The following is a 22,375-nucleotide window of genomic DNA, read 5'->3' as shown; positions in this document are numbered from 1 at the left end:
TTCTTATTCAAAGTCGAGGGCAGGCGCTGCTGAACAAACGTGTTGACTTCGTCCATAATTCCAGTAATCTGGATATATGGAACAGGAACAAGCAATTCTCGCTCTTGCAGCGCTCGCGCAACCAACCCGTCTTGAGACTTTTCGGTTGCTCATAAAACACGCGCCGGAGGGGCTGCCGGCTGGCGATATAGCGCGTGCGCTCGTGGTGCCGCAAAATACCATGTCGGCGCATTTGAACATTCTGTCGCGGGCCGGGCTCGTAACCTCGCAACGGCACAGCAGGATCATCATGTACCGCGCTGAGCTCGAACAGCTTCGCGATATGACGCTATTCCTTCTGAAGGAATGCTGTGGTGGATCCGCTGAATTGTGTGCGCCACTCATCGCTGAACTGACACCGTGCTGTGTCCCGACCCCGCAGGAAAGTCTCGCATGAGTGCGCTCAGGGTAGAACGATTAGACGGGAGCGATCTCGAATCAGGCAGCGACATGTTCCTTGCTACCAAGAGGGCATCGCCGCTTTTTGCCTGCCTCGTGTTCATCGAAGTTTGACGGGAAAATCTGCCAGCCGCAGTGCTTGCCACACGGCAGCTGTCCTCTCTGCCCATCATCGGCGACGATCATGAAATCTACCCGACCACTAACTTAACACACGGATCACAGACATGACCGAAAAGACCTATAACGTGCTCTTCCTGTGCACGGGCAATTCCGCACGCTCCATTCTTGCCGAAGCCATCCTCAACAAGGAAGGCGGCGGTCGCTTCAAGGCTTACTCCGCTGGCAGTCAGCCGAAGGGCGAAGTCAATCCGCACGCGCTCAAGGAACTCGCGGCGCTCGGTTACGCCTCAACAGGCTTCTCGTCCAAGAGCTGGGATGTGTTTGCCGAGCCGGGTGCGCCACAGATGGATTTCATCTTCACCGTTTGTGACAGTGCAGCGGGTGAAGCTTGCCCGGTATGGATCGGTCACCCGATGACAGCCCATTGGGGCGTCGAGGATCCTGCATCTGTCAACGGAACCGAAGTCGAAATTCAGCGGGCATTCGCGCAGGCGGCGCGGTTTCTGAAAAATCGTATCACGGCATTCCTGAGCCTTCCGCTCGAATCCATTGATCGCCTGGCCCTCGAAACACGGCTACGGCAGATCGGAACGATGGAAGGAACGACCGGTGTTCGGGAAGCGACCAATTAAAGCCAGATGACGGATTCGGCCGAAGTGAAGAAACGCGCGCCGTTAATTCGTCGGCCCTCGACCTCCATACTTTCTCTCCAGTCAAACAAAAGGCCCGACGTCGCATGACCAACCCCGTCGATATCGTCATCTACCACAACCCGGACTGCGGAACTTCGCGCAACACGCTTGCGATGATCCGCAACGCCGGCATCGAACCCCATGTGGTCGAGTATCTCAAGACCCCGCCTTCGCGCGCGCTGCTGGAGCAGTTGATCGACCGGATGGGAATTTCTGCGCGTGACCTTCTTCGCGAAAAGGGAACACCGTTTTCCGAACTCGGTCTGGGCGACACATCCTTGTCGGATGAGCAACTGGTTGATGCAATGATGGAACATCCCATCCTCATCAACCGCCCGATCGTCGTCACGCCTGCCGGTGTCAAGCTGTGCCGACCATCGGAAGTGGTGCTGGATATCCTTCCAGCCGATCAGCAGGCTGCGTTTACCAAGGAAGATGGCGAAGTCGTCGTCGACCAGACCGGTCGTCGCGTGGTCTAACGTAAGTCAATTCAAGCTGAACGCGTGTGACCGCAGTCTTCGTTGCAAGGCTGCGGACGATGTTTATCTGCCAAGGAGAGCGCCAATGCGTCCCGAAGAACCAACACTGCGCCTGTCGTTTCTCGACCGCTATCTGACCGTCTGGATTTTTGCCGCCATGGCACTGGGTGTGCTGCTCGGTACCGTCTTTACCGGCCTGCCTGCAGCGCTCGACAGCCTTTCCGTCGGCACCACCAATATTCCGATTGCCATCGGCCTCATCCTGATGATGTATCCGCCTCTGGCGAAAGTGCGCTTCGAGGAATTGCCGCAGGTGTTTGCCGACAAGCGGGTTCTGGCGATTTCTCTCCTGCAGAACTGGATAATCGGTCCGGTGCTGATGTTTGCACTGGCGGTGATTTTTCTGCGGGACTATCCGGAATATATGACCGGTTTGATCCTGATCGGTCTCGCCCGCTGCATTGCCATGGTTCTCGTCTGGAACCAGCTTGCAAGGGGCGACAACCAGTATGTCGCGGGCCTCGTTGCCTTCAATTCGATCTTCCAGATCCTGTTTTTCAGCGTCTATGCGTGGTTCTTCCTGTCCTTCCTGCCTCCGCTGTTTGGCCTTGAAGGCAGTGTGATCGACGTCTCGTTCTGGACGATTGCGGAAGCGGTGCTGATCTATCTCGGTATTCCGTTCCTCGCCGGTTACCTCACGCGCCGCTTGCTGACTGCGAAAAAGAGCAGGGATTGGTACGAGAACGTCTTCCTGCCGAAGATCAGCCCGATGACGCTGGCAGCCCTTCTGTTCACGATCGTCGCCATGTTCAGCCTGAAGGGTGGGGATGTGGTCCGCCTGCCGGGCGATGTGGTGATGATCGCCATTCCGCTGACGATCTACTTTCTCATCATGTTTCTTGTCAGCTTCTGGATGGCGAAGTCCGTCGGCACGGATTATCCGCGCACGACAGCCGTTGCCTTTACGGCGGCCGGCAACAACTTCGAGCTTGCCATTGCGGTTGCCATTGCTGCTTTTGGTTTGGCCTCGCCGGTCGCATTTGCCGCGGTGATTGGCCCCTTGGTCGAAGTTCCGGTGCTGATCTTGCTGGTGCAACTGGCACTCTGGATGGGCCGCAAGTATTTTACAAAGTCGGCCGGAAACCCGGCTGCGTAAAAAGTAAGGAAGCGCAATGTCTTCGGACATTTTCGATGTCGTCGTGATCGGTGCGGGCCAGGCTGGCCTCGCATCGGCTTACTATCTGCGGCGTGCCGACGTCAGATTCGTGATCCTTGATGCTGAAGAAGGGCCCGGTGGTGCATGGCGACATGCGTGGAATTCACTCCATCTGTTTTCACCGGCATCCTTTAGCTCGCTGCCGGGATGGATGATGCCGGCGAAGACCGAGGCGGCCTATCCGTCAAGGAATGAGGTGGTCGATTATCTGGCGCGCTACGAGGAGCGGTATCATTTTCCCATAGAACGCCCGGTCGCAGTGACGTCGGTCCGCAACGTCGAAGGCGCTCTGGAGGTCGTCGCCGATAGCAGACAGTGGCGAGCGCGTGCCGTTCTGAGCACGACCGGCACTTGGCGACATCCTTTCGTTCCGGACTATGCCGGTGCCTCTGGCTTCAAGGGCGTGCAGATTCATTCGGCGGATTATGTCTCGGCTGATCCCTTTGTGGGCCAGCGGGTCGCCATCGTTGGCGGCGGAAATTCCGGGGCGCAGATACTTGCCGAAGTATCAAGGGTCGCCGAAACCATCTGGGTCACGCCTCAGGAACCGGTGTTTTTGCCCGATGAAGTCGATGGACACGTGCTGTTTCAGCGCGCTACCGCACGGGTGCTTGGCGGGGAGAGTGGCCCAGCAGTTGGCAGCCTTGGTGATATTGTCATGGTTCCCCCGGTCCGGGACGCACGGGATCGCGGCGTGCTGGGTTCGGTGCGGCCATTCTCAAACTTTGATCGGGATGGCGTCGTCTGGCAGGACGATACTAGAAGCGATCTTGACGCCGTCATCTGGTGCACCGGGTTTCGGCCAGCGCTCGATCATCTCCAGGATCTCGGCGTGATCACGGACGATGGCAGGGTTGATGTGGATGAGGGGCGCTCGATTAAGCAGCCACGCCTTTGGCTTGCCGGGTATGGGAATTGGACCGGGGCTGCCTCGGCGACGCTTCTGGGGTCAGGCCGGACGGCCCGCGAGATGATCCCGAGACTTGTCGCGGCGCTGTAGGCGCGCAATCCCGATGAATGCGACAATTGCACTTGCACCCAGCGTGGTGGTAATGACGAGCGACCACAGCGTGCCGATATGGGCCATGGCAAACGCTAGCGCAAAGGGTGCGGTGGCCGACAGGATCAACCGTGCGGCCATGACCTTGCCTTGCAGCCTGCCGTAGCCATCGCTGCCAAACAGCATCAGCGGCAAGGTACCGGTGACGATGCTGAAAAGACCGCTGCCCAAACCGAAGACAACGGCAAAAGCCATGGCTCCTGCTACCGACGGAGCGGTGAGGGTCAGGATGAGTACGCCCCCGGGGATCAATGTGGCGGCAATCGTTGCCAAAGCGAGCGGCGGCAGATTGCCGCCGAGCACCATGTTGGCAAACCGGCTCAGCACCTGCGACGGACCAAACAGCGTGCCGACAATGGCGGCGGTGGCCCCAAGGCCAAGCCCCGACAGCAGCGGCACCATATGCACCAGGATCGCCGCACTGACGAGAGATTGCAGCGAGAACCCCACCACCATCAGCTTGAACCCGAACTGCCGGACGTCCGGGCTGAGACTTCCCTCCACGATCTGCGCCGTGCCGGCTTGTTTCTGTGCTCTACCCTTGGCAAGGCCGTAAGACAGCCAGGCGTGGAGCGGCAGGCAGACGAGCAAGTTGAGCGCGGCGAACACCAGGTAGACATTCTGCCAGGAGAGATGGGCGTGCAGAGCCGTTGTGATGGGCCAGAAGATCGTTGAGGCGAAGCCGGCGATCAGGGTCAGATAGGTGATGCTGCGCTGGGCGGTGCGGGGGCTTGCCTGCACCAGCAGCGCGAAGGCGGCGCCATATTGCACGAGATTGGCGGCGATTTCGACCACGATCAGGGCGGCGACGAAGCCGCTCTTGCCCGGCGCATAGGCACAGACGATCAGCGCGGCTGCGGCAATCGCGGAGCCGGCCGTCATCACCTGTCCTGCGCCGAAATGATCAATGGCCCGGCCAAGGTAGGGCGCAGTCAAGCCGCCTAGAAGAAGTGCCGCGGAAAGTGCGGCGAAAATCCACTCCGTAGACCAGTTCAGGTCTCGCGCCATATCGGGTGCAAGGATGCTGAAACTGTAGTAGAGGGTTCCATAGCCAATGATCTGGGTGAGGCCCAGGGCAAGGATAGTGCCGACCGGCGGGCGCTCGCTCATATTGATTTCAGATCCACGCGCTGTTCGAGCTTTGCGGCCTCTTCCTTCCTCTCGCTATAGCGGTCGGTCAGGTAGTCGGAGGCATCGCGGGTCAGCAGTGTGAACTTCACCAGTTCCTCGCAGACATCGACGACGCGATCATAATAGGCAGAGGGTTTCATGCGACCCTCCGTGTCGAACTCCTGCCAGGCCTTGGCGACCGACGACTGGTTCGGAATGGTGATCATCCGCATCCAACGGCCCAGTATCCGCAACTGATTGACGGCGTTGAACGACTGCGAGCCACCGGAGACCTGCATGACGGCCAGCGTCTTTCCCTGTGTCGGTCGCACCGAACCGGTCGTGAGGGGGATCCAGTCGATCTGGGCCTTGATGATGCCGGTCATCGCGCCGTGCCGCTCGGGGCTGACCCAGACATGGCCTTCCGACCACAGAGAAAGCTCGCGCAGTTCCTGAACCTTTGGGTCTGTATCCGGCGCTCCATCGGGAAGGGGCAGACCCTCGGGATTGAAGATCTTTACCTCGCATCCGAGGTGCTCGAGAAGCCGTGCAGCTTCTTCCGCCAAAAGACGGCTGAACGAAATCTTTCGCAGCGATCCGTAGAGGATGAGGATCCGTGGCTTGTGCTGCGAATAAGCCGGGCGAAGCGCGTCAAGGTCGGGCTGGGAAATGAGATCAAGCGAGGCGGCTGGCAGATCGGCCATTGGGGCTACTCCGTATTGTAGGATTTAGGCGTTTGTATTCCGGGGCCGTTATGAATCTGATCCGGCAAGTTCTGGGGGCACGTCACCGCCGTCAGATTGACCCGAACAACAGTTCTCCATCAGGAAATGAGCGAGGCCGTTGAGGGTCTCGAAGCTCGCGCTGTAGACGATGGAGCGTGACTCCCGCTGAGCACTAATCAGACCAGCATGTTCCAGTTCTTTGAGATGAAAGGAAATGTTGGAAGGCGAGACGTTCACAGCTTCGGCAATTATACCCGCCGCCAATCCGCCCGGACCGGCGACGACGAGCTTGCGAATGACCTGCAGTCGGGTCTGCTGTGACAGTGCGCGAAACGCATCCAGGACCTGCCGCTCGTTCATAAAATCCAATCCTCGTAAAAGCGTTCTAAGGTGCCAGGATATACAAGGCTTCGGCACCTGCGGGGGATGATCGTATTTCACACCCCACTTGTTTTCATATTTCAACTAATATTGAAATTATGAGTTAGTTGCGGCTACGTCAAGAAGTGTTTTGCCCGTCAGTGGACCAGAAGCAGCGGAAGATCGGCTGCAGCCAAAACTTCCCGCGTTTCGTGACCCATGAGCCATTCCAGCCACTCGCTATGACTAAAAGCCCCGGTGACCAGAACGTCCGCTTTCAGGGCATCCGCTTCACGGACGAGCTGCGCGCCGATCGTTTTGTCGGAACGGGGCAGAATATGAACTTCTGGTGTGACGCCTGAGCCTTGCATCACAGTATTTAGCGTCCTATCGGCGTTGCTTTCATCCGTTACGCGAAGTGCGCTGACACGTTCTGCGGCTTCGAGCCATGGTCCGGCAGTCTCTATTGCGCGGCGAGCTAGATCGCTGTCTGTGAGGCCCACGGCGACATGCGAAAACCTTGCGCGCGCTCCTGCTTTCCAACCGGGCGGAACCAGCAGAACCGGCCGGTGCGCCGTGAAGATCTCAGCGTGGAAAGCATCGGCGGCATCCATGTTTCTATTATGCGACAAGACGACGAGGGCGATATCCGCGGTCGTCTCCCGTAAAACGGTCTGCGCCTCCGGCCCGGTAATCGTGCGCAATTCTATCGAAGGCGCTTCGGGTCGCAAAACTATATTCCATTCGCCGAACGCGGATTTGATAGCGTCCGCACGCTGTTGCAGCGAGCCTTCGTCATGGGTGCGAAGCTCCTGCATGTCGATTTCCTCGGGAGGGCAGACGAGATGTGCAGGATCGACGATGACATTCAACGCTTCGATCGACGAGCAGGTCACGGATGCTGCCGCCATAACTGCAGCATCCATCGTTCCCGCGACTGTATCGCCTTTTGTCAGTACAGCCAGAATTCTCATGTTAGTGCTCCCATCATTTCCCGAACCGTGCAGCACCACCAAGTTCTGCCTCGATCTCCAGCAGCCGATTGTATTTCGCAATCCGGTCAGAGCGCGAGGCTGAACCCGTCTTGATCTGACCGCCACCCATGGCGACAGCGAAATCGGCGATGAAGCTGTCTTCCGTCTCGCCCGAGCGGTGCGAAATGACATAGTTCCAGCCGGCATTACGGCAGAGCTGGATCGCGCTGATCGTCTCGGTCACCGTGCCGATCTGGTTGAGCTTGATCAGTGCCGCATTGCAGGCCTTCTCCTCGATACCCTTTGCAATGAAGTGGGTATTGGTGACGAGGTTGTCGTCCCCGACGATCTGAATCCGGTCGCCGAGAGCGTTGGTGATGGCCTTGTAGCCGTCCCAATCGTTCTCATCATGGCTGTCCTCGATCGAGACGATCGGGAATTTTTCGACCCAGGTCTCGAACAGGCTGACCATCTCCTCGGACGTCTTGTTTCCTTGCCCGCTGCGCGTCAGGCGATAGAGCCCGTCCTCAAAGAACGAACTGGCAGCAGGATCGAGCGCGATAGCAATATCGTCGCCTGGCCGGTAGCCTGCGGCCTCGATTGCTTCGACAATGACCTCGCAGGCCTCCTCGTTGCTCCGGAGCTTCGGTGCAAATCCACCTTCGTCGCCGACACTGGTGCTGAGACCGCGCTTCGACAGGATAGATTTCAGGGCATGAAACGTCTCGGCCCCAAAACGGAGGGCTTCAGCAAATGTTGGCGCACCATGCGGGTAGAGCATGAATTCCTGGAAATCCATGCCGGAATCGGCGTGCATGCCGCCATTGAGCACGTTCATCATGGGGATGGGCAGATGGACGGCCCCAACGCCACCCAGATAGGCGTAAAGAGGAAGGTCGTGGCTTGCGGCGGCGGCCCGGCAGAGCGCCTGGGAAACCCCAAGGATGGCATTGGCTCCAAGCTCGGATTTGTTCGGCGAGCCGTCGAGTTCGATCATTGCCGCGTCGAGCGCCGCTTGATGTGAAGGATCCCGTCCCTTCAGAAGAGGAGCGATCCGCTGATTGACATTGTCGACGGCTTTACGAACGCCCTTGCCACCATAGCGGCTGGCGTCACCGTCGCGCAGTTCCACGGCCTCGTTGGCGCCAGTGGAGGCGCCGGAGGGAACGGACGAGGTGCCGACAATGCCATTGTCGAGATGAACGCTGACGCGAAGCGTCGGATTACCCCGCGAATCGAGGATCTCCAGGGCGGTGATGTTTTCGATGAAGGCTCTCATGGACTTGCTCCTGCTGCCGAGATGGCGGCTTTAGTGCTTTCCAATCGGGAAATCCCTAGATTGGGCGGTTGGCATCTTCTATTTCTTTTTCTCGATCTGATCGAAACGACCGGTACTCCCACCGACCTGTTTGAGGGTTTCGTCGTCGCCATACCTCCTCCAGCCAGAATACGTGATCATCGACTGGTATAACTGGAAACCAGGCGTACCACTCGCGCCACAAGCATTGTTCCTTCACCATGGCCCAATCCTCCCAGTTGTTATCTCTTGGTCTTAAGCCCTGTACGCGACGAGCACGGCTCATCCCGCGATCATCACGACACCGAGCCAGTTCGGAAGTGTCAGGCGTTCGCCGAGGAACAGGACGGCAAAGATGGAAACGAAGACAACCGACAACATGTCGATCGGCGCGACGCGGGCCGCGTCGCCAAGCTTCAGCGCTCGAAAATAGCAAATCCAGGATGCGCCGGTCGCGAGGCCTGAAAGCACAAGGAATAACCAGCTTCTGCTGGAGACCGACGACGGCTCCTGCCAGTTGCCGGTGATATAGACCATCATCCCAGCGGCGAGCAGAATGACGATGGTACGAATGAAGGTGGCGAATTCGGAGTTCGACGCCGATCTTGGCGAAGATCGCTGTCAGCGCTGCAAAGCCTGCTGACATGAGAGCCCACAGGGGCCAGCTGGCAAGGAGGCTTTTCATGTCGCTTGTCCTTGCCCAATGAGCCGTATCAACGTGAGACCAGCAAACAGTCCAGCCATCGAAAGCACCAGCGAAGCCAAGCAAGCGTGCGGCGGCAATATTGACGGCGTGCCGGGAAACACCACCCAAACCCGCTCCGAGGAACACGATCAGATAGACCAAGACCGTCTCCTTCAGGATGTCGTGACTTTGAGTGCTTCTGCCGCCGCCACGTTGTGATGGACGACGTCCCACTGTTCCAGGTGCTTGTAGACGATCACCTTGTTTTTCAGGAGCGCGCCATGAGTCCGGCAGAATTCCTCAAGCTTGTCGCGCGACGCAATCATCTCGACGCACATGGTCAGATCCGGATTGGGGATTTCGAAACCCTCGTCCTGAAGCTTGCCGCTGTTCGAATATCCGAAGTGTGTATGGTGAGCGACGGCATTCATAATTCCTGCTGACTTCGCCTGCAGGACCAGTTCTCGATAGAGCGGCTTGGCACCAAACCAGCTACTCTTGCCTGAGGTCTTCTCCCGCGGTTTCATATAGATACGGACCATGCCGATTTCGGTGGAATGCAGCCTGTGTTGCGTCACGATGATGGGCCTTTCGGTGAGGGTTGCGGTGGTAGCAAGGGACCGGAGCCGGACCTTGCCGACAAAGTCGCCGAGCGCATTGGCGTTCATGTCGCGCATATGGCGAACCGAGATGTCAGGAGGAATGTCGTTGGCCGCAGCTGTCTTCGGCACGCCCACGCGCTGCGAAAGGTAGATGCTGGAATGGCCGCTGCAGAGGTAGGCAACGAAGCAGGCGACCGCGATGTAGACGGAGTGGGTTGCCCCGAAAAGCTCGATGCCCATGATCATGCAAGCGAGCGGCGTGTTGGTCGCGCCCGCGAAGACGGCGACGAAACCGAGAGCGGCAAATAGGTCCGGTGGCGCACCGAGAACGCCCGCGACAGCACTGCCGAGAGCCGCACCGACGAAGAACAGCGGCGTCACCTCACCACCCTTGAAGCCAGCGCTTAGAGTGATGATCGTGAACAGACCCTTCCAGGCCCAACTCCAGTAATCGATGTGATCTGGGCGGAAGAAGCCGAGGATCGTTGCATCCTCGGGATTGGGGGACCATACCCCAAGCCCCAGATATTCTCGTGTTCCAAGGGCGTAGACCAAGCCAAGCAGGATCAAGCTTGCGAGAACCGGACGCAGCGGGGCATAGGGCAGGATGGCCTTGTAGGCGGACGATGCCAGGTGAGAAAGTTCTGCGAAGAAATGCGCTGCCAGTCCAAAGGCCACGGAGGCAATCACAACCTTCAGCATCAGCACGGCGTCGAGGTGAAAGCCGATGCCTTCACCAGCGCCGCTCAGATAGGCGATGGCATAATGTGTATGCCCAATGCTCCAGGCGTGGCAGGTCCAGTCTGCGACAATGGCGGCCAGCAAGGCAGGAAGCAATGCCTCGTATTGCATCCGGCCAATTGTCAGGACTTCCAAGGCAAAGACCGCGCCGGCAATAGGCGTGCCGAAGACTGCACCAAACCCGGCCGCAATGCCTGCCATCAACAGGATACGAATGTCGGCGGATGTCAGTTTAAAGACCTTACCGAAGGCGCTCGCAAGGCTGCCGCCTAGCTGCACGGCGGTTCCCTCGCGTCCAGCTGAACCGCCGACCAGATGGGTCAGCACGGTTGTGACGAGGATGAACGGAGCCATGCGCAGTGGCACGCCGCCACCCGGCTCGTGGATTTGATCGACGATCAGATTGTTGCCGCCCTCGGCGGACTTGCCAAACTTTCCGTAGGCCCACACCATAGCAAAGCCAGCCACTGGCATACAGAAGATCAGCCAAGGAAACTCGAACCGTAGTTCTGTCGCCCGATCAAGGCTCCAGAGGAACAGAGCAACGAGCGATCCGACGGCTATTGCCATCGGAATGACAATGGCGATCCACTTTGCGAGACTGCGGATTTGCTGAAAACGAAGGCCGAATAATGATGCGAGCGTCATGCGAAAGACACTCCACCAAAACTGTCAGCAGATATGAGAAAACACAGAAAATGAATTCCAGACACGACCCTACTCCTTCGCGTTATGCGCGTTGAGTAGGAGTCATCAGCTTCATCGAGGAAGCGGTTCGGCGTAATGCCCGGCAGAATCCATTACCGTTGAGGTTAAATACCGTTGGAAAGTAACTAGAGTCAAGGTCCCTCATCCCGCTCATCGGAGTGATCCCGTGCAGATAGGGCAAGACAGACTGCGGCGATCACCGGGACGGTGAACAGGCCGGCTATCGTGATGAGCTGCATTTCATGGCCCCAACTCAAAGTCCGCCCAAATCGGGTAGCGGTCGGAAGCGACGTCGGTTGTGTCATTGCTGGCGACTGCGTATCCCACGGCGCGTCAGCAAGGCGCTTGCTGGCAAGCAGGTAGTCGGAACGGAAAGTCATGAACTCCGTATTCGTGAAACCGCGTGCCGGGACAGTCGGCGTCGGAGTGGCTTCAAGGCTGTTACCGACGTCCACGAAACCGGCCCGCAACAACCCGGCTATCGTGGTCCTGTCCGCTGTGCCGTCCTCACGGGTGTAGCGCATACGATATCGTGCAGGCAGCAATGCCAGATCGTCAGGCTCAGGATCATCCGGCGCGACGGAATTGAAGTCGCCGCCAATCAGGGTCAGTGTGGATTTCCTTGAGGATGCCTCCGTGAACCTGTTGATCCTGCTTGCGCTTGGATGGTCGCTTCGCAACCGCGTGCGCGTTGGCGTGGCTCTGGCTCTGATCTTGCTCGTTCCCGGAATCGCGACGTTGTGGACTACCTATCAGAGCCTTATGGCGCCCGTTCCGCCCCAGCCGTTCCTGTTGGCAGTCACAGGCACGGGGGCGCTTGCAGTCAACCTTTCCTGTGCATTTCTGCTGACAGCTTTCCGTCACGAGAACGGTAGCCTGACGAGGGCCGCGTTCCTTTCGGCGCGCAATGACGCGCTTGCCAATATAGCAATCATCGTGGCCGGTATCGTCACGGCCTACGCCTGGCATTCCGCCTGGCCGGACCTTATCGTTGGCCTGGAGATTGCCGGAATGAACATGGACGCCGCCCGCGAGGTCTGGCAAGCCGCTCGGAAGGAACACGCCGCTGCGGCTTGAAGCGATTGTCGGTGGGTATTCCAAAGGCGAAAGCTGCGGACGCATGATTACCAGGTTCACGCATGCCGCCATACCTTCACGGCAGAGATCAGCAGAATGGCGGCAAGCGCCGGAAGGAGCAAGGCCGTCGGCACGACACCGAGCAACTGCCCGCCAATGAAGGCGCCAGCTATCGAGCCGAGCGCCATGACGATGAGGAATGTCTTGTTGCGAGCGACAACAGAGAAGCTTTGGTCCCGGCTGTAGCGCGTAAAGCCGACCAGCATCGTCGGCAGGCTGACAGCAAGGGAGAGGCTGCCCGCGAGTTTAATATCTGCACCGAACAGCAGCACGAGCGTTGGGATGAGAAGTTCGCCGCCGGCAACGCCCAGGAGCGAGGCGACTACACCGATTACCAGACCTGCCAAAATGCCAGCGACAATCTGCGTCGTGCCAGTCACGAGGCCAGCTCCGGCGGTTGCATCGTGGCCGAACAACAGCACCACTGCGATGACGATTAGCAGCACCGCGATCACCTTATACAGGTTTTCCGATCTGAGGCGGGTTGCCCAGCCCGCGCCAAACCATGCACCAAGAAGACTTCCAGCCAGCAGGTTGACGACAATAGTCCAGTGCGCGACGATCTGATCCAGTGGAACGGTCGCTGCCCGGAACGGCAAAGCGAATGCAACGACAACGAGGCTCATTGCTTTGTTGAGGATGACCGCTTCGAGTGCCGCGTACCGAAACAGGCCGATGAGCAGCGGCAGGCGGAACTCCGCTCCACCCAGACCGATGAGGCCGCCGAGCGTTCCGATCACGGCACCCCAGATGAAGGCTGTTGCCGAACGAATCTTACCCGTCATTTCTTGCCTCGTATGGGTCGGTGCGCTGGTGAAATGGTCGCGGCACGCTTGGTGGAGTTCATGTCAAAGGGACTGTTGGAGCGAAAGCGTTTTCAGAGATCGTATGACAGCGCAGCGTTCGATCTGCGCTGCGCCATCGTTGTAATCCGTATAAATGTTCACGATATTTGATTTTTGACCGATCGACGATCAGACATCCTGAGCAGGATGTATCCGCTCACTCCGGCGATGATTGATCCGCCTAGGATGCCGAACTTGACCCGATCCTGCATGACGGGGTCCTCGAACGCGAGCAGGCCAATGAACAAGCTCATCGTGAACCCAATTCCGCAGAGAAGGGAGACGCCCAGTGTCTGTCCCCAGCTGGCCGCGGCGGGCAATTCCGCCCATCCGCTTCGAACCATGACAAAAACTGTTCCGAAAATGCCGAGCAGCTTGCCAAGAACGAGACCGGCACCAACACCCAGCGTTAATGGCTCGATCAGAGTTGCTGGCGATACACCTGCGAACGAAACGCCTGCATTTGCAAAGCCGAAGATCGGAACGATGAGAAATGCCACGGGCTTGTGCAGACCATGTTCCAGCTTGTGAAGCGGCGAAGCCGCTGGCGTTGCCTCAGGAGTGCCGGGAGTAAGACGGATGGGGATCGTTAGTGCGAGAAGAACGCCGGCAAGCGTTGCGTGAACGCCTGACATCAAAACAAGAACCCACAGGACCGCCCCCAGGACGAGAAATGGCCAAAGCCGCATCACCCCAAGGCGGTTGAAAAGCACCAGATTCCCGATCACAAGTGCGGCCCCACCAAGGGCGTACAGATTGACATCGGCCGTATAAAACAGCGCAATGACGATGACCGCGCCCAGATCGTCAATGATGGCAAGCGTTGCCAGAAAGATTTTCAGTGATGCCGGCACCCTCGGTCCCAGCAGCGAAAGCACCCCGAGTGCAAAGGCGATATCGGTTGCCGACGGAATGGCCCAGCCGCGCAGGGCGGCAGGGTTCTCGTAGTTGAAGGCGATATAAATCAGCGCCGGAACGACCATGCCACCGGCTGCAGCGGCTCCCGGCAGAATGCGGCGGCTCCAGCTCGAGAGCTGGCCATCGAGCATTTCGCGCTTGATCTCCAGGCCTACCAGCAGGAAAAAGACTGCCATCAGCGCGTCGTTGATCCAATGCTGTACGCTCAGCGGTCCAACATAGACATGCAGGAGTGCGAAATATTGGTCGGCAAAAGGTGAATTTGCCACGATGATGGCGAGTAGCGCGACTGCCATAAGCACCAGGCCGCCTGATGCCTCATTGTCGAGGAACTGACGAAGCGTAGAGTTAATGCGACCCCGCAACGGGCGGGACTGAATTGTGGACATAGATCTGCGTCCTCTGTGCAAGAGTTGTTGTTGTTCTCCGTAATAGGGGGATCCCTGGCGCACGCAGCACACGCCATAGCATTCAATATATTCATCAATTGTGCAGATGGCCAGCAAAACCGGTACTTCCTCGGACAGAACCGGGATCCCTGCACCTCTGCAATACGACTCAGACATCTGGAGATTTCGTGAGCAGGTCTGCGGCAGGAAACGGCCGACGGGACGGGCTAACAAGGATTAGAACTGCCTTTCGGAGGTGCGATGGTCAGCAAGCAGCGACTTGGATCGCCCCACCCGCAAGCGAACCAATTCCGCTCTCATGCGATGGCGTCCTGGCCCAGGTCCGATCTTCCACGATCAACCCGCAAGGGGTCCGCTAGCAGGCTGCGGCCGCTCATGGCTTTGCCATCGCGGTGATCGCGCCCGTCCCCGTGCCTTTTTGGAGCCATCGAGCGGGATTGGCCCGCTCCCGGATGGAGCCTTCGAAATGTCGCACGATCTTGTCCTCGCACAGTCCCACGCCTTCCAGCTTTCCCGTGACCTGATGGTCCCGGTCACCGTCTTCGAGGTCGACGGCGAATATGGCGTTTATCTGAACAGTCAAGCTGTCTCACTGGCATTTCGCTGAGCTCAGACAGAACACAGAGTCAGGATAATGGCGTCCTTCCCTCTGACGAGATCGACGCAAGCGACGACCTCGAGGTCATCCACGAATTTCATCCATGGGCGGCTCATTGAGCCGCCCCCTCCTTTCGTTTGTCGGCCGTTCCGGCTGCTGCTTGCGAGCCGGCGGCCGCAAGGGAGGCTTCGCCGTGGCTGGGATGTAGGCACTGGTGAATCCGACAATTGCCAGCCACGCCCTTGCGGCCTTTGCTCTTCGCGGCCGGTGGAAGTTGGCCCGCGATAATCACGGGAAGAAAAGCGACGAGAGGCCGATCGCCCATGGCGACCGAAGGAGGGAAAATGAAGAGAAGCGAAATCGAACGGCTGCGGGAAGCGGTGCAGTGCCAGACGGTGCTGGAGACGTCCGGTTTCGCTCTCGATGTCAAAGAGAGCACCAGGCGTGCCATGAAGTATCGCCGTGGCAGCGAAATCATCATCGTGACCCATGCCGGTCGGGGATGGTTCGATCCTCTTGGCGAGGAGAAAGGCGACGTCTTTAGCCTGATGGCCTGCCTGGAGAATTGCGTCTTTCTTGAAGCATGCGATCGGGTTGGCGCTCTTGTGGGCGCTCAGTCATCGCAGCCCATCTGGGTCCACGAAGATCGCGCGCTCGCCGACCTCACGTCCATATCCGAAAGTTGGGCCCTCCGGAGACCGTCATGGCCGGGCTCAGCGTCATGGCGCTATCTGCGTTGGCAACGTTGTATTCCTGCCTCCATCATCCGGGCTGCGATCGGTCACGGTATCCTGCGTGAGGGGCCATTTGGAAGCATGTGGGCGGCACACACCGACGAGACGGGTGCTGTTTGCGGATGGGAGGCCCGCGGACCGCAATGGCGCGGCTTTGCGACGGGCGGCCGTAAAACCCTGTTTCGACTTGGCTGCAGCCAAGCCTTTCGCCTCTGTGTGACCGAGGCGGCAATCGATGCCATGAGCCTGGCTGCCCTAGAAGGAATGCGGGACGCCACACTCTACCTCAGCACTGGCGGTGGCTGGGCGCCTGCGACGGAGGCAGCTTTACGCTTGCTGGCAGCAAGATCGAACGTGCAGCTCGTGGCGGCGACGGACGCCAATTCTCAAGGCGATGCCTACGCTGACAGGCTTCGCGCATTGGCAGACGACGTCGGCTGCATATGGCTCCGGCTTCGTCCCTCCGCCGACGATTGGAATGAGGTTTTGAAGCAGCGGGAGAAGGGGAGAATGGAGCGGAAAATGGAGGGAGACGTACCGCATACCCGCCAGCCGCATCAAGGGAGGCTTTGCCCGGCTACGCCGGCCCTGGACCCGGCCGATCGGAATGCCGGCGACAGGCGAGGTGTCATGAAGGATCGAAGAGAAGAGTGAGGTCGTGAGGATCCGCAGCACTTCGGTCTGGCAGAGCACAGAAGGAGCCGCAGATGACAAACCTCAGTCCGATCCAGAAGGTCTTCCAGGGAACGGCCACGCGCCAGCAGATGTTCTCGTTGTTCGATCGCCACGCACAGCGGCTTAACCGATGGGAGGATGACGCATCCGCACTCTATGCCGGCGAGTGGTTCGAGATCACCGAAGCCGAATACGATTATATGTTCGAAATTCTGCCGCCGCTTTGGATCCGCGGCCCGATGTTCGCGATGCGCGAGTTCCTGACCGGCTCGGTAACATCAGTGTTCTTTGCACTGAGGAACGATGGTGCGAACCGACATTTTCACGGCTATTGCGATCTCTCGGACGGCCGGTTCGCCGAGGCCATGCGGTTTGCGATCCTTGAGCGTGAATGCCGGCCTGTGCGCACGATGACGCGAGACGAGAGCCTCGAACATATCTGGAGCAGCACCACGGAAGCCTATCGTGGTTATGCAGACAAGCGTTGGCCGGAACCCGTTCGGGGCCAAAGAACCGTTGTCCTCTGCGGCGGACCAAGGGGCTCCTTTCACAAGCTGTTGAGTGATCTGACCGACGACGAAATTTCGGCGAAATTGCCCGTTCAGCTGCGACATCTCCCAATGTCCCTCGTGGCTTAAGCCCAGCACCTCACTTTCTCCAAACCCTGCACATCCGTTCCAGCCTGTTCGGCGGGCGGTTTTGCGCATCCTTGAAGGAACTCCTTGATGAGCAACGACACCCTTTTCTTCGACATATCAGGCAGCTCTGCCCTTTCGTCTGGCCTTGGACTCGGCGTGACTGCGCTTGGCGGGTTCGAACCGGTTGCCGCCAACGACGACAATCCGGATCCACCGCCGCCCTCGCCAGCTCCGGCGCGTGCCATACGCACGGTTTCGAGATCGGAGCCGCGCAGGCAAGGCCAGCGCGAGAACTTCCATCTCGATGGAGAGGATCGCGGTCTTGCTGCGACTTGGAAGGAGCGGGCGCGGTTGAACGTCGCGGCCATTTTGACCGCCGATGAGATTTTGCGAAACAATGTGCCGGTTACGCGGGAGCATCAGAAGCGGTTGATCCGCTTTACGGGCTTCGGCGCATCGGAGCTGGCGAACGGCATGTTTCGTCGACCCGGTGAGGCAGCGTTCCGAGATGGCTGGAGCGAGCTCGGCAGCTCACTGAAGGCGGCAGTGAATGACGAGGACTACGCGTCGCTCGCGCGCTGCACCCAGTATGCGCATTTCACGCCGGAGTTCATCGTCCGCGCGATCTGGGCTGGACTTCAGCGACTGGGTTGGCGCGGCGGCCGCATCCTTGAACCGGGGATCGGGACGGGGCTGTTTCCCGCCCTAATGCCCCCGCAGTTCAGGGATCGTGCCTATGTCACCGGGATTGAACTCGATCCCGTGACGGCTCGGATCGCGCGGCTGCTTCAGCCCCGCGCACGGATCGTCAATGGCGACTTTGCGAGGACGGATCTCGCGCCGATCTATGACCTTGCCATCGGCAATCCCCCCTTCTCCGACCGCACGGTTCGTTCTGATCGCACCTATCGGTCGCTCGGTTTCCGTCTGCACGACTATTTCATCGCCCGATCGATCGATCTCATAAAGCCGGGCGCCATTGCAGCCTTCGTCACCAGCGCCGGCACGATAGACAAGTCGGATAGCACCACGCGAGCGCACATCGCGAAATCCGCCAATCTCATCGCGGCCATCCGGCTGCCCGAAGGCAGCTTCCGCCGTGACGCAGGGACTGACACGGTCGTCGATATCCTCTTCTTCAGGAAGCGGAAGACAGGCGAGCCCGAGGGTGACGTCTCTTGGCTCGATGTGGACGAGGTTCGTGGTGCGACTGAGGACGAAGGCGCGATCCGGGTGAACCGCTGCTTTGTGCGTCACCCGGATTTTGTGCTCGGCGTACATGCACTGACTGCCGGCCCCTTCGGCGAAACCTACACTTGCCGGCCGCGCGCCGGTGAGGATCTTGAAGTGCTGTTGAACGCTGCCATCAGTCTCCTCCCTGAGGACATTTACGATGGCGAGCCGCCCGCAATCGATCTCGATCTTGAGGATGAGCTGGCGGAGGTCGTCGACGTCAGGTCCGACAACGCCACGGTGCGTGAGGGCAGCTATTTTATCGACCGCGTGCATGGCCTCATGCAGATCGTCGATGGTGCTCCGATCGCAATCGATGTCCGCAAGGGTCGCACAGGCGAAGGGCTTTCCGACAAGCATGTCCGGATCATCAGGAAGCTGATCCCGATCCGAGACGCCGTGCGAGACGTCTTGAAATCCCAAGAGGCGGATCACCCATGGCGTGATGCTCAGGTTCGGCTGCGGATCGCCTGGTCGAGCTTTGTTCGCGACTTCGGCCCGATCAACCGCACCGATGTTTCGATCCAGGAGGATGCAGAGACCGGCGAGACGCGCGAAACGCACCGGCAGCCGAACATGCAGCCGTTTCGTGATGATCCCGATTGCTGGTTGGTCGCGTCGATCGAGGATTACGATATCGATACGGATACGGCCAAGCCTGGTCCGATCTTCACCGAGCGGGTCATCTCTCCTCCCGCCCCGCCGGTCGTGACCAATGCCGCCGACGCACTTGCCGTTGTTCTCAACGAACGAGGTCGCGTCGACCTCGATCACATCGCGGAACTGCTTCATTGCGATATCGAGGCCGTAATCGATCAACTCGGCCAAACCGTCTTCCAGAACCCGGTCGACGGTTTGTGGCAGACGGCCGATGCCTATCTTTCCGGTCAGGTCCGCACCAAGCTCGCTGCCGCGGAGGTCGCCGCGGACCTCGATCCTGTCTTCCAGCGGAACGTGCATGCCCTGCAGGCGGTGCAGCCGGCCGACCTTCGGCCATCGGCTATCACCGCTCGTCTTGGCGCACCGTGGATCCCGGCCGTCGACGTCGCTGCCTTCGTCAAGGAGACGATGGCGGCGGACATCCGCATCCACCACATGCCGGAGCTTGGCTCCTGGACTGTCGAAGCACGTCAACTCGGCTACTCGGCCGCCGGTACGTCTGAGTGGGGGACAAGTCGCAGGCATGCCGGCGAGTTGCTTTCGGACGCGCTCAACAGTCGCGTCCCGCAAATATTCGACATCTTCAAGGATGTTGGCGGCGAGCGGCGCGTGCTGAACGTCGTCGACTCCGAAGCGGCTCGCGAGAAACTGCAGAAAATCCGCACCGCGTTCGAGCGCTGGGTCTGGAGCGATGCCGATCGCACCGATCGGCTCGCCCGCGTCTATAACGACCGCTTCAACAATATCGCGCCACGCGCGTTCGACGGCTCCCATCTCAAACTTCCCGGCGCCTCAGGCGCCTTCGTTCTTTATGGTCATCAGAAGCGCGGTATCTGGCGGATCATCGCTGATGGTTCCACCTACCTCGCTCATGCCGTCGGCGCCGGCAAGACGATGACGATGGCGGCGGCCGTGATGGAGCAACGTCGGCTGGGCCTGGTTGCCAAGGCGATGATGGTCGTCCTCGGCCATTGCCTGGCGCAGGCGGCACGCGAGTTCCTCGCGCTCTATCCGAACGCCCGCATCCTCGTTGCCGACGAGACGAACTTTTCCCGGGACAAGCGTGCCCGGTTCCTAAGCCGTGCTGCGACCGCGACCTGGGATGCGATCATCATCACGCATTCCGCCTTCAAGTTCATCGGCGTGCCGTCAGTCTTCGAACAGCAAATGATCCAGGACGAGCTTCAGCTTTACGAGGAGCTTCTGAACAAAGTCGACAGAGAGGATCGCGTGTCGCGCAAGCGGCTTGAGCGTTTAAAGGAAGGGCTTGAAGAACGCCTGCAGGCACTCACGACCCGCAAGGACGACCTTCTCACCATCTCGGAAATCGGGGTCGACCAGATCATCGTCGATGAAGCGCAGGAATTCCGTAAGCTCTCATTCGCCACCAACATGTCGACGCTCAAGGGCATCGATCCGAACGGGTCGCAGCGCGCCTGGGATCTCTATGTCAAATCCCGCTTCATCGAGACGAGGAACCCGGGCCGTGCGCTGGTGCTCGCCTCCGGTACGCCGATCACCAACACGCTTGGGGAGATGTTCTCGATCCAGCGGCTTCTTGGATATGACGACCTGCACGAGCGCGGCTTGCACGAGTTCGATGCCTGGGCATCGTGCTTCGGCGACACGGTGACCGAACTCGAAATCCAGCCGTCCGGCAAATACAAGCCTGTCAGCCGGTTCGCATCCTTCGTCAACGTTCCTGAGCTTATTTCTATGTTCCGCCGGTTTGCGGACGTGGTGATGCCGTCAGATCTTCGCGAATATGTGCGGGTGCCGGAAATCTCGACCGGTCGCCGACAGATACTGACGGCGCCGCCGACGGCGGCATTCAGGTTCTACCAGCAGCTTCTGGAAAGTCGCATCAAGGCAATCGAAGAGCGCGAAGGGCCAGCACAGCCCGGCGATGACATCTTGCTGTCAGTCATCACCGACGGTCGCCATGCAGCGATCGATCTTCGGCTGGCTCTGCCGGCGAGCGACAATGAGCCCGACAACAAGCTCAATCTCCTGATCCAGAACGCCTATCGCATTTGGCAGGAGACGTCCGGAAGTACTTATCTCCGCCCGGACGGCATGGCCCATGACCTGCCCGGCGCAGCACAGATGATCTTCTGCGATCTCGGCACGATCAATGTCGAGAAATCCCGAGGCTTCTCTGCCTACCGATGGATCCGCGACGAACTGGTTCGTCTCGGCGTACCGTCATCGGAGATCGCCTATATGCAGGATTTCAAGAAGACAGAGGCCAAGCAGAGGCTGTTCGGCGATGTCCGTGCCGGCCGCGTACGTTTCCTTATCGGTAGCTCGGAGACCATGGGCACTGGCGTCAATGCGCAGCTTCGGCTCAAGGCACTCCATCACCTTGACGTGCCGTGGCTTCCATCCCAGATCGAGCAACGCGAAGGCCGCATAGTCCGGCAGGGCAACCAGAACGACGTCGTCGATATCTTCGCCTATGCCACGCAAGGCTCGCTCGACGCCTCGATGTGGCAGAACAATGAAAGAAAGGCGCGCTTCATCGCCGCCGCACTTTCCGGCGATACCTCCATCCGGCGGCTGGAGGACTTGGGCGAAGGCCAGGCGAACCAGTTCGCAATGGCCAAGGCGATTGCGTCGGGCGACGAGCGCCTGATGAAGAAAGCTGGTCTTGAAGCCGACATCGCCCGTCTCGACCGCCTTCGTGCCGCGCATGATGACGATCTTTACGCCGTGCGCAGGCAGATCCGAGATGCTGAGAGGGATATCGAACATTCGACACGCAGGATTGATGAAATCGGCAAGGACATCGAGCGTCTTATCCCGACCGCTGGCGACGCCTTTGCAATGGTCGCGCTTGGCACGTCTTACACCGAGCGCAAGGAAGCCGGCCGTGCACTGATGAAAGAGATCCTCACGCTCGTCCAACTCCAGAGGCAAGGCACGGTCCATCTGGCCACGATTGGCGGATTTGAACTCGTCTTTGATGGCGAGCGCATCAGCAAGGATGGGTTCCATTATCCGACTGTTCTGCAGCGAACCGGGGCTGATTGTGAGATCGATCTGGCGGTGACCGTCACTCCGCTTGGCGCGATCGCCCGCATAGAGCACGCCTTGGGTGGCTTCGAGGATGAACAGAGGCGTTATCGCAAGCGGTTGGATGAAGTGCGCCAGCGCCTCGCATCCTATCGTTTGCGCGACGGCGGTCAGTTCGCCTTTGCTGAGGAGCTGGCGGAAAAGCGCCGCACGCTAAAGGACGTGGAAGCGGCGCTTGCAGCTGATGGCAGTGACGACGCAGACTCGGAGCCGCGAGCAGCCTGAATAAATCGAAGCGATCC

General features: G+C 59.2%; 19 protein-coding genes, 2 pseudogenes and 1 riboswitch. Of the genes and pseudogenes, 10 read left to right on the top strand and 11 right to left on the bottom strand.

The window, feature by feature from the left end:
* Positions 1–76: 76 nt before the first annotated feature.
* From BLJAPNOD_RS27355 to BLJAPNOD_RS27335, 5 genes are all read left to right on the top strand, one after another.
* On the top strand, positions 77–436 hold the full coding sequence (locus BLJAPNOD_RS27355; protein WP_015647709.1) for a helix-turn-helix transcriptional regulator: 360 nt from the start codon (positions 77–79) through the stop codon (positions 434–436).
* A gap of 229 nt (positions 437–665) precedes the next feature.
* Positions 666–1,193, top strand: coding sequence for an arsenate reductase ArsC (locus BLJAPNOD_RS27350; RefSeq protein ID WP_015647710.1), 528 nt, complete (start codon positions 666–668; stop codon positions 1,191–1,193).
* A 104-nt stretch (positions 1,194–1,297) separates the two neighbouring features.
* Positions 1,298–1,732, top strand: coding sequence for an arsenate reductase (glutaredoxin) (gene arsC, locus BLJAPNOD_RS27345; protein WP_015647711.1), 435 nt, complete (start codon positions 1,298–1,300; stop codon positions 1,730–1,732).
* 85 nt (positions 1,733–1,817) lie between these two features.
* On the top strand, positions 1,818–2,888 hold the full coding sequence (arsB, locus tag BLJAPNOD_RS27340; RefSeq protein WP_015647712.1) for an ACR3 family arsenite efflux transporter: 1,071 nt from the start codon (positions 1,818–1,820) through the stop codon (positions 2,886–2,888).
* A 16-nt stretch (positions 2,889–2,904) separates the two neighbouring features.
* Entirely contained in the window at positions 2,905–3,948 is a 1,044-nt protein-coding gene (locus tag BLJAPNOD_RS27335; RefSeq protein WP_015647713.1) for an ArsO family NAD(P)H-dependent flavin-containing monooxygenase, read from the top strand.
* Here the strand turns inward: BLJAPNOD_RS27335 and arsK are convergent.
* The 9 genes and pseudogenes from arsK to BLJAPNOD_RS27285 form a co-directional block, all read right to left on the bottom strand.
* Positions 3,898–5,118: an arsenite efflux MFS transporter ArsK gene (gene arsK / locus BLJAPNOD_RS27330; protein WP_015647714.1), complete on the bottom strand. Its 1,221-nt coding sequence runs from the start codon at positions 5,116–5,118 to the stop codon at positions 3,898–3,900. The two genes, BLJAPNOD_RS27335 and arsK, sit on opposite strands and share 51 nt — an antisense overlap.
* On the bottom strand, positions 5,115–5,822 hold the full coding sequence (gene arsH, locus BLJAPNOD_RS27325; protein ID WP_015647715.1) for an arsenical resistance protein ArsH: 708 nt from the start codon (positions 5,820–5,822) through the stop codon (positions 5,115–5,117). The genes arsK and arsH overlap by 4 nt, the downstream gene beginning before the upstream one ends.
* 48 nt (positions 5,823–5,870) lie before the next feature.
* Positions 5,871–6,203 carry a metalloregulator ArsR/SmtB family transcription factor gene (locus tag BLJAPNOD_RS27320; protein WP_015647716.1) on the bottom strand — a complete coding sequence of 111 codons (333 nt, stop codon included), beginning with the start codon at positions 6,201–6,203 and terminating at the stop codon, positions 5,871–5,873.
* A gap of 158 nt (positions 6,204–6,361) precedes the next feature.
* Positions 6,362–7,177: a universal stress protein gene (locus BLJAPNOD_RS27315; RefSeq protein ID WP_015647717.1), complete on the bottom strand. Its 816-nt coding sequence runs from the start codon at positions 7,175–7,177 to the stop codon at positions 6,362–6,364.
* A gap of 13 nt (positions 7,178–7,190) precedes the next feature.
* Complete coding sequence (gene eno / locus BLJAPNOD_RS27310; RefSeq protein ID WP_015647718.1) at positions 7,191–8,456, bottom strand: phosphopyruvate hydratase; 1,266 nt, start codon at positions 8,454–8,456, stop codon at positions 7,191–7,193.
* Positions 8,457–8,511: 55 nt separating this feature from the next.
* Positions 8,512–8,697 carry a hypothetical protein gene (locus BLJAPNOD_RS36220; protein ID WP_015647719.1) on the bottom strand — a complete coding sequence of 62 codons (186 nt, stop codon included), beginning with the start codon at positions 8,695–8,697 and terminating at the stop codon, positions 8,512–8,514.
* A 59-nt stretch (positions 8,698–8,756) separates the two neighbouring features.
* Positions 8,757–9,159: pseudogene (locus BLJAPNOD_RS27300) on the bottom strand (EamA family transporter).
* 173 nt (positions 9,160–9,332) lie between these two features.
* Positions 9,333–11,150 carry a voltage-gated chloride channel family protein gene (locus tag BLJAPNOD_RS27290; protein WP_015647720.1) on the bottom strand — a complete coding sequence of 606 codons (1,818 nt, stop codon included), beginning with the start codon at positions 11,148–11,150 and terminating at the stop codon, positions 9,333–9,335.
* 89 nt (positions 11,151–11,239) lie between these two features.
* Positions 11,240–11,316: riboswitch (Fluoride riboswitch) on the bottom strand.
* A gap of 25 nt (positions 11,317–11,341) precedes the next feature.
* Entirely contained in the window at positions 11,342–11,734 is a 393-nt protein-coding gene (locus BLJAPNOD_RS27285; RefSeq protein ID WP_015647721.1) for a hypothetical protein, read from the bottom strand.
* 85 nt (positions 11,735–11,819) lie between these two features.
* Here BLJAPNOD_RS27285 and BLJAPNOD_RS27280 point away from each other — a divergent pair.
* A pseudogene (locus BLJAPNOD_RS27280) lies at positions 11,820–12,287 on the top strand (cation transporter); the annotation flags it as partial.
* A 56-nt stretch (positions 12,288–12,343) separates the two neighbouring features.
* Here BLJAPNOD_RS27280 and BLJAPNOD_RS27275 read toward each other — a convergent pair.
* Positions 12,344–13,132, bottom strand: a complete 789-nt coding sequence (locus tag BLJAPNOD_RS27275; protein WP_015647723.1) for a sulfite exporter TauE/SafE family protein — start codon at positions 13,130–13,132, stop codon at positions 12,344–12,346.
* A 158-nt stretch (positions 13,133–13,290) separates the two neighbouring features.
* Complete coding sequence (gene nhaA, locus BLJAPNOD_RS27270) at positions 13,291–14,499, bottom strand: Na+/H+ antiporter NhaA (protein WP_015647724.1); 1,209 nt, start codon at positions 14,497–14,499, stop codon at positions 13,291–13,293.
* Positions 14,500–14,986: 487 nt separating this feature from the next.
* Between nhaA and BLJAPNOD_RS36215 the strand changes: the two genes are divergently transcribed.
* From BLJAPNOD_RS36215 to BLJAPNOD_RS27245, 4 genes are all read left to right on the top strand, one after another.
* Positions 14,987–15,127: a hypothetical protein gene (locus BLJAPNOD_RS36215; RefSeq protein ID WP_244611119.1), complete on the top strand. Its 141-nt coding sequence runs from the start codon at positions 14,987–14,989 to the stop codon at positions 15,125–15,127.
* A gap of 335 nt (positions 15,128–15,462) precedes the next feature.
* On the top strand, positions 15,463–16,506 hold the full coding sequence (locus BLJAPNOD_RS27255; protein ID WP_115422194.1) for a DUF3991 and toprim domain-containing protein: 1,044 nt from the start codon (positions 15,463–15,465) through the stop codon (positions 16,504–16,506).
* 53 nt (positions 16,507–16,559) lie between these two features.
* Positions 16,560–17,165, top strand: a complete 606-nt coding sequence (locus BLJAPNOD_RS27250; protein ID WP_115422178.1) for a DUF1419 domain-containing protein — start codon at positions 16,560–16,562, stop codon at positions 17,163–17,165.
* An 87-nt stretch (positions 17,166–17,252) separates the two neighbouring features.
* Complete coding sequence (locus BLJAPNOD_RS27245; protein ID WP_115422177.1) at positions 17,253–22,358, top strand: lactate dehydrogenase; 5,106 nt, start codon at positions 17,253–17,255, stop codon at positions 22,356–22,358.
* The last annotated feature ends 17 nt before the right edge of the window (positions 22,359–22,375 follow it).

The organism is Ensifer sp. M14 (genome assembly GCF_003355565.1).
In the GTDB taxonomy this organism is placed as follows: domain Bacteria; phylum Pseudomonadota; class Alphaproteobacteria; order Rhizobiales; family Rhizobiaceae; genus Ensifer.
This window is presented reverse-complemented; position numbering and strand designations above follow the sequence as displayed.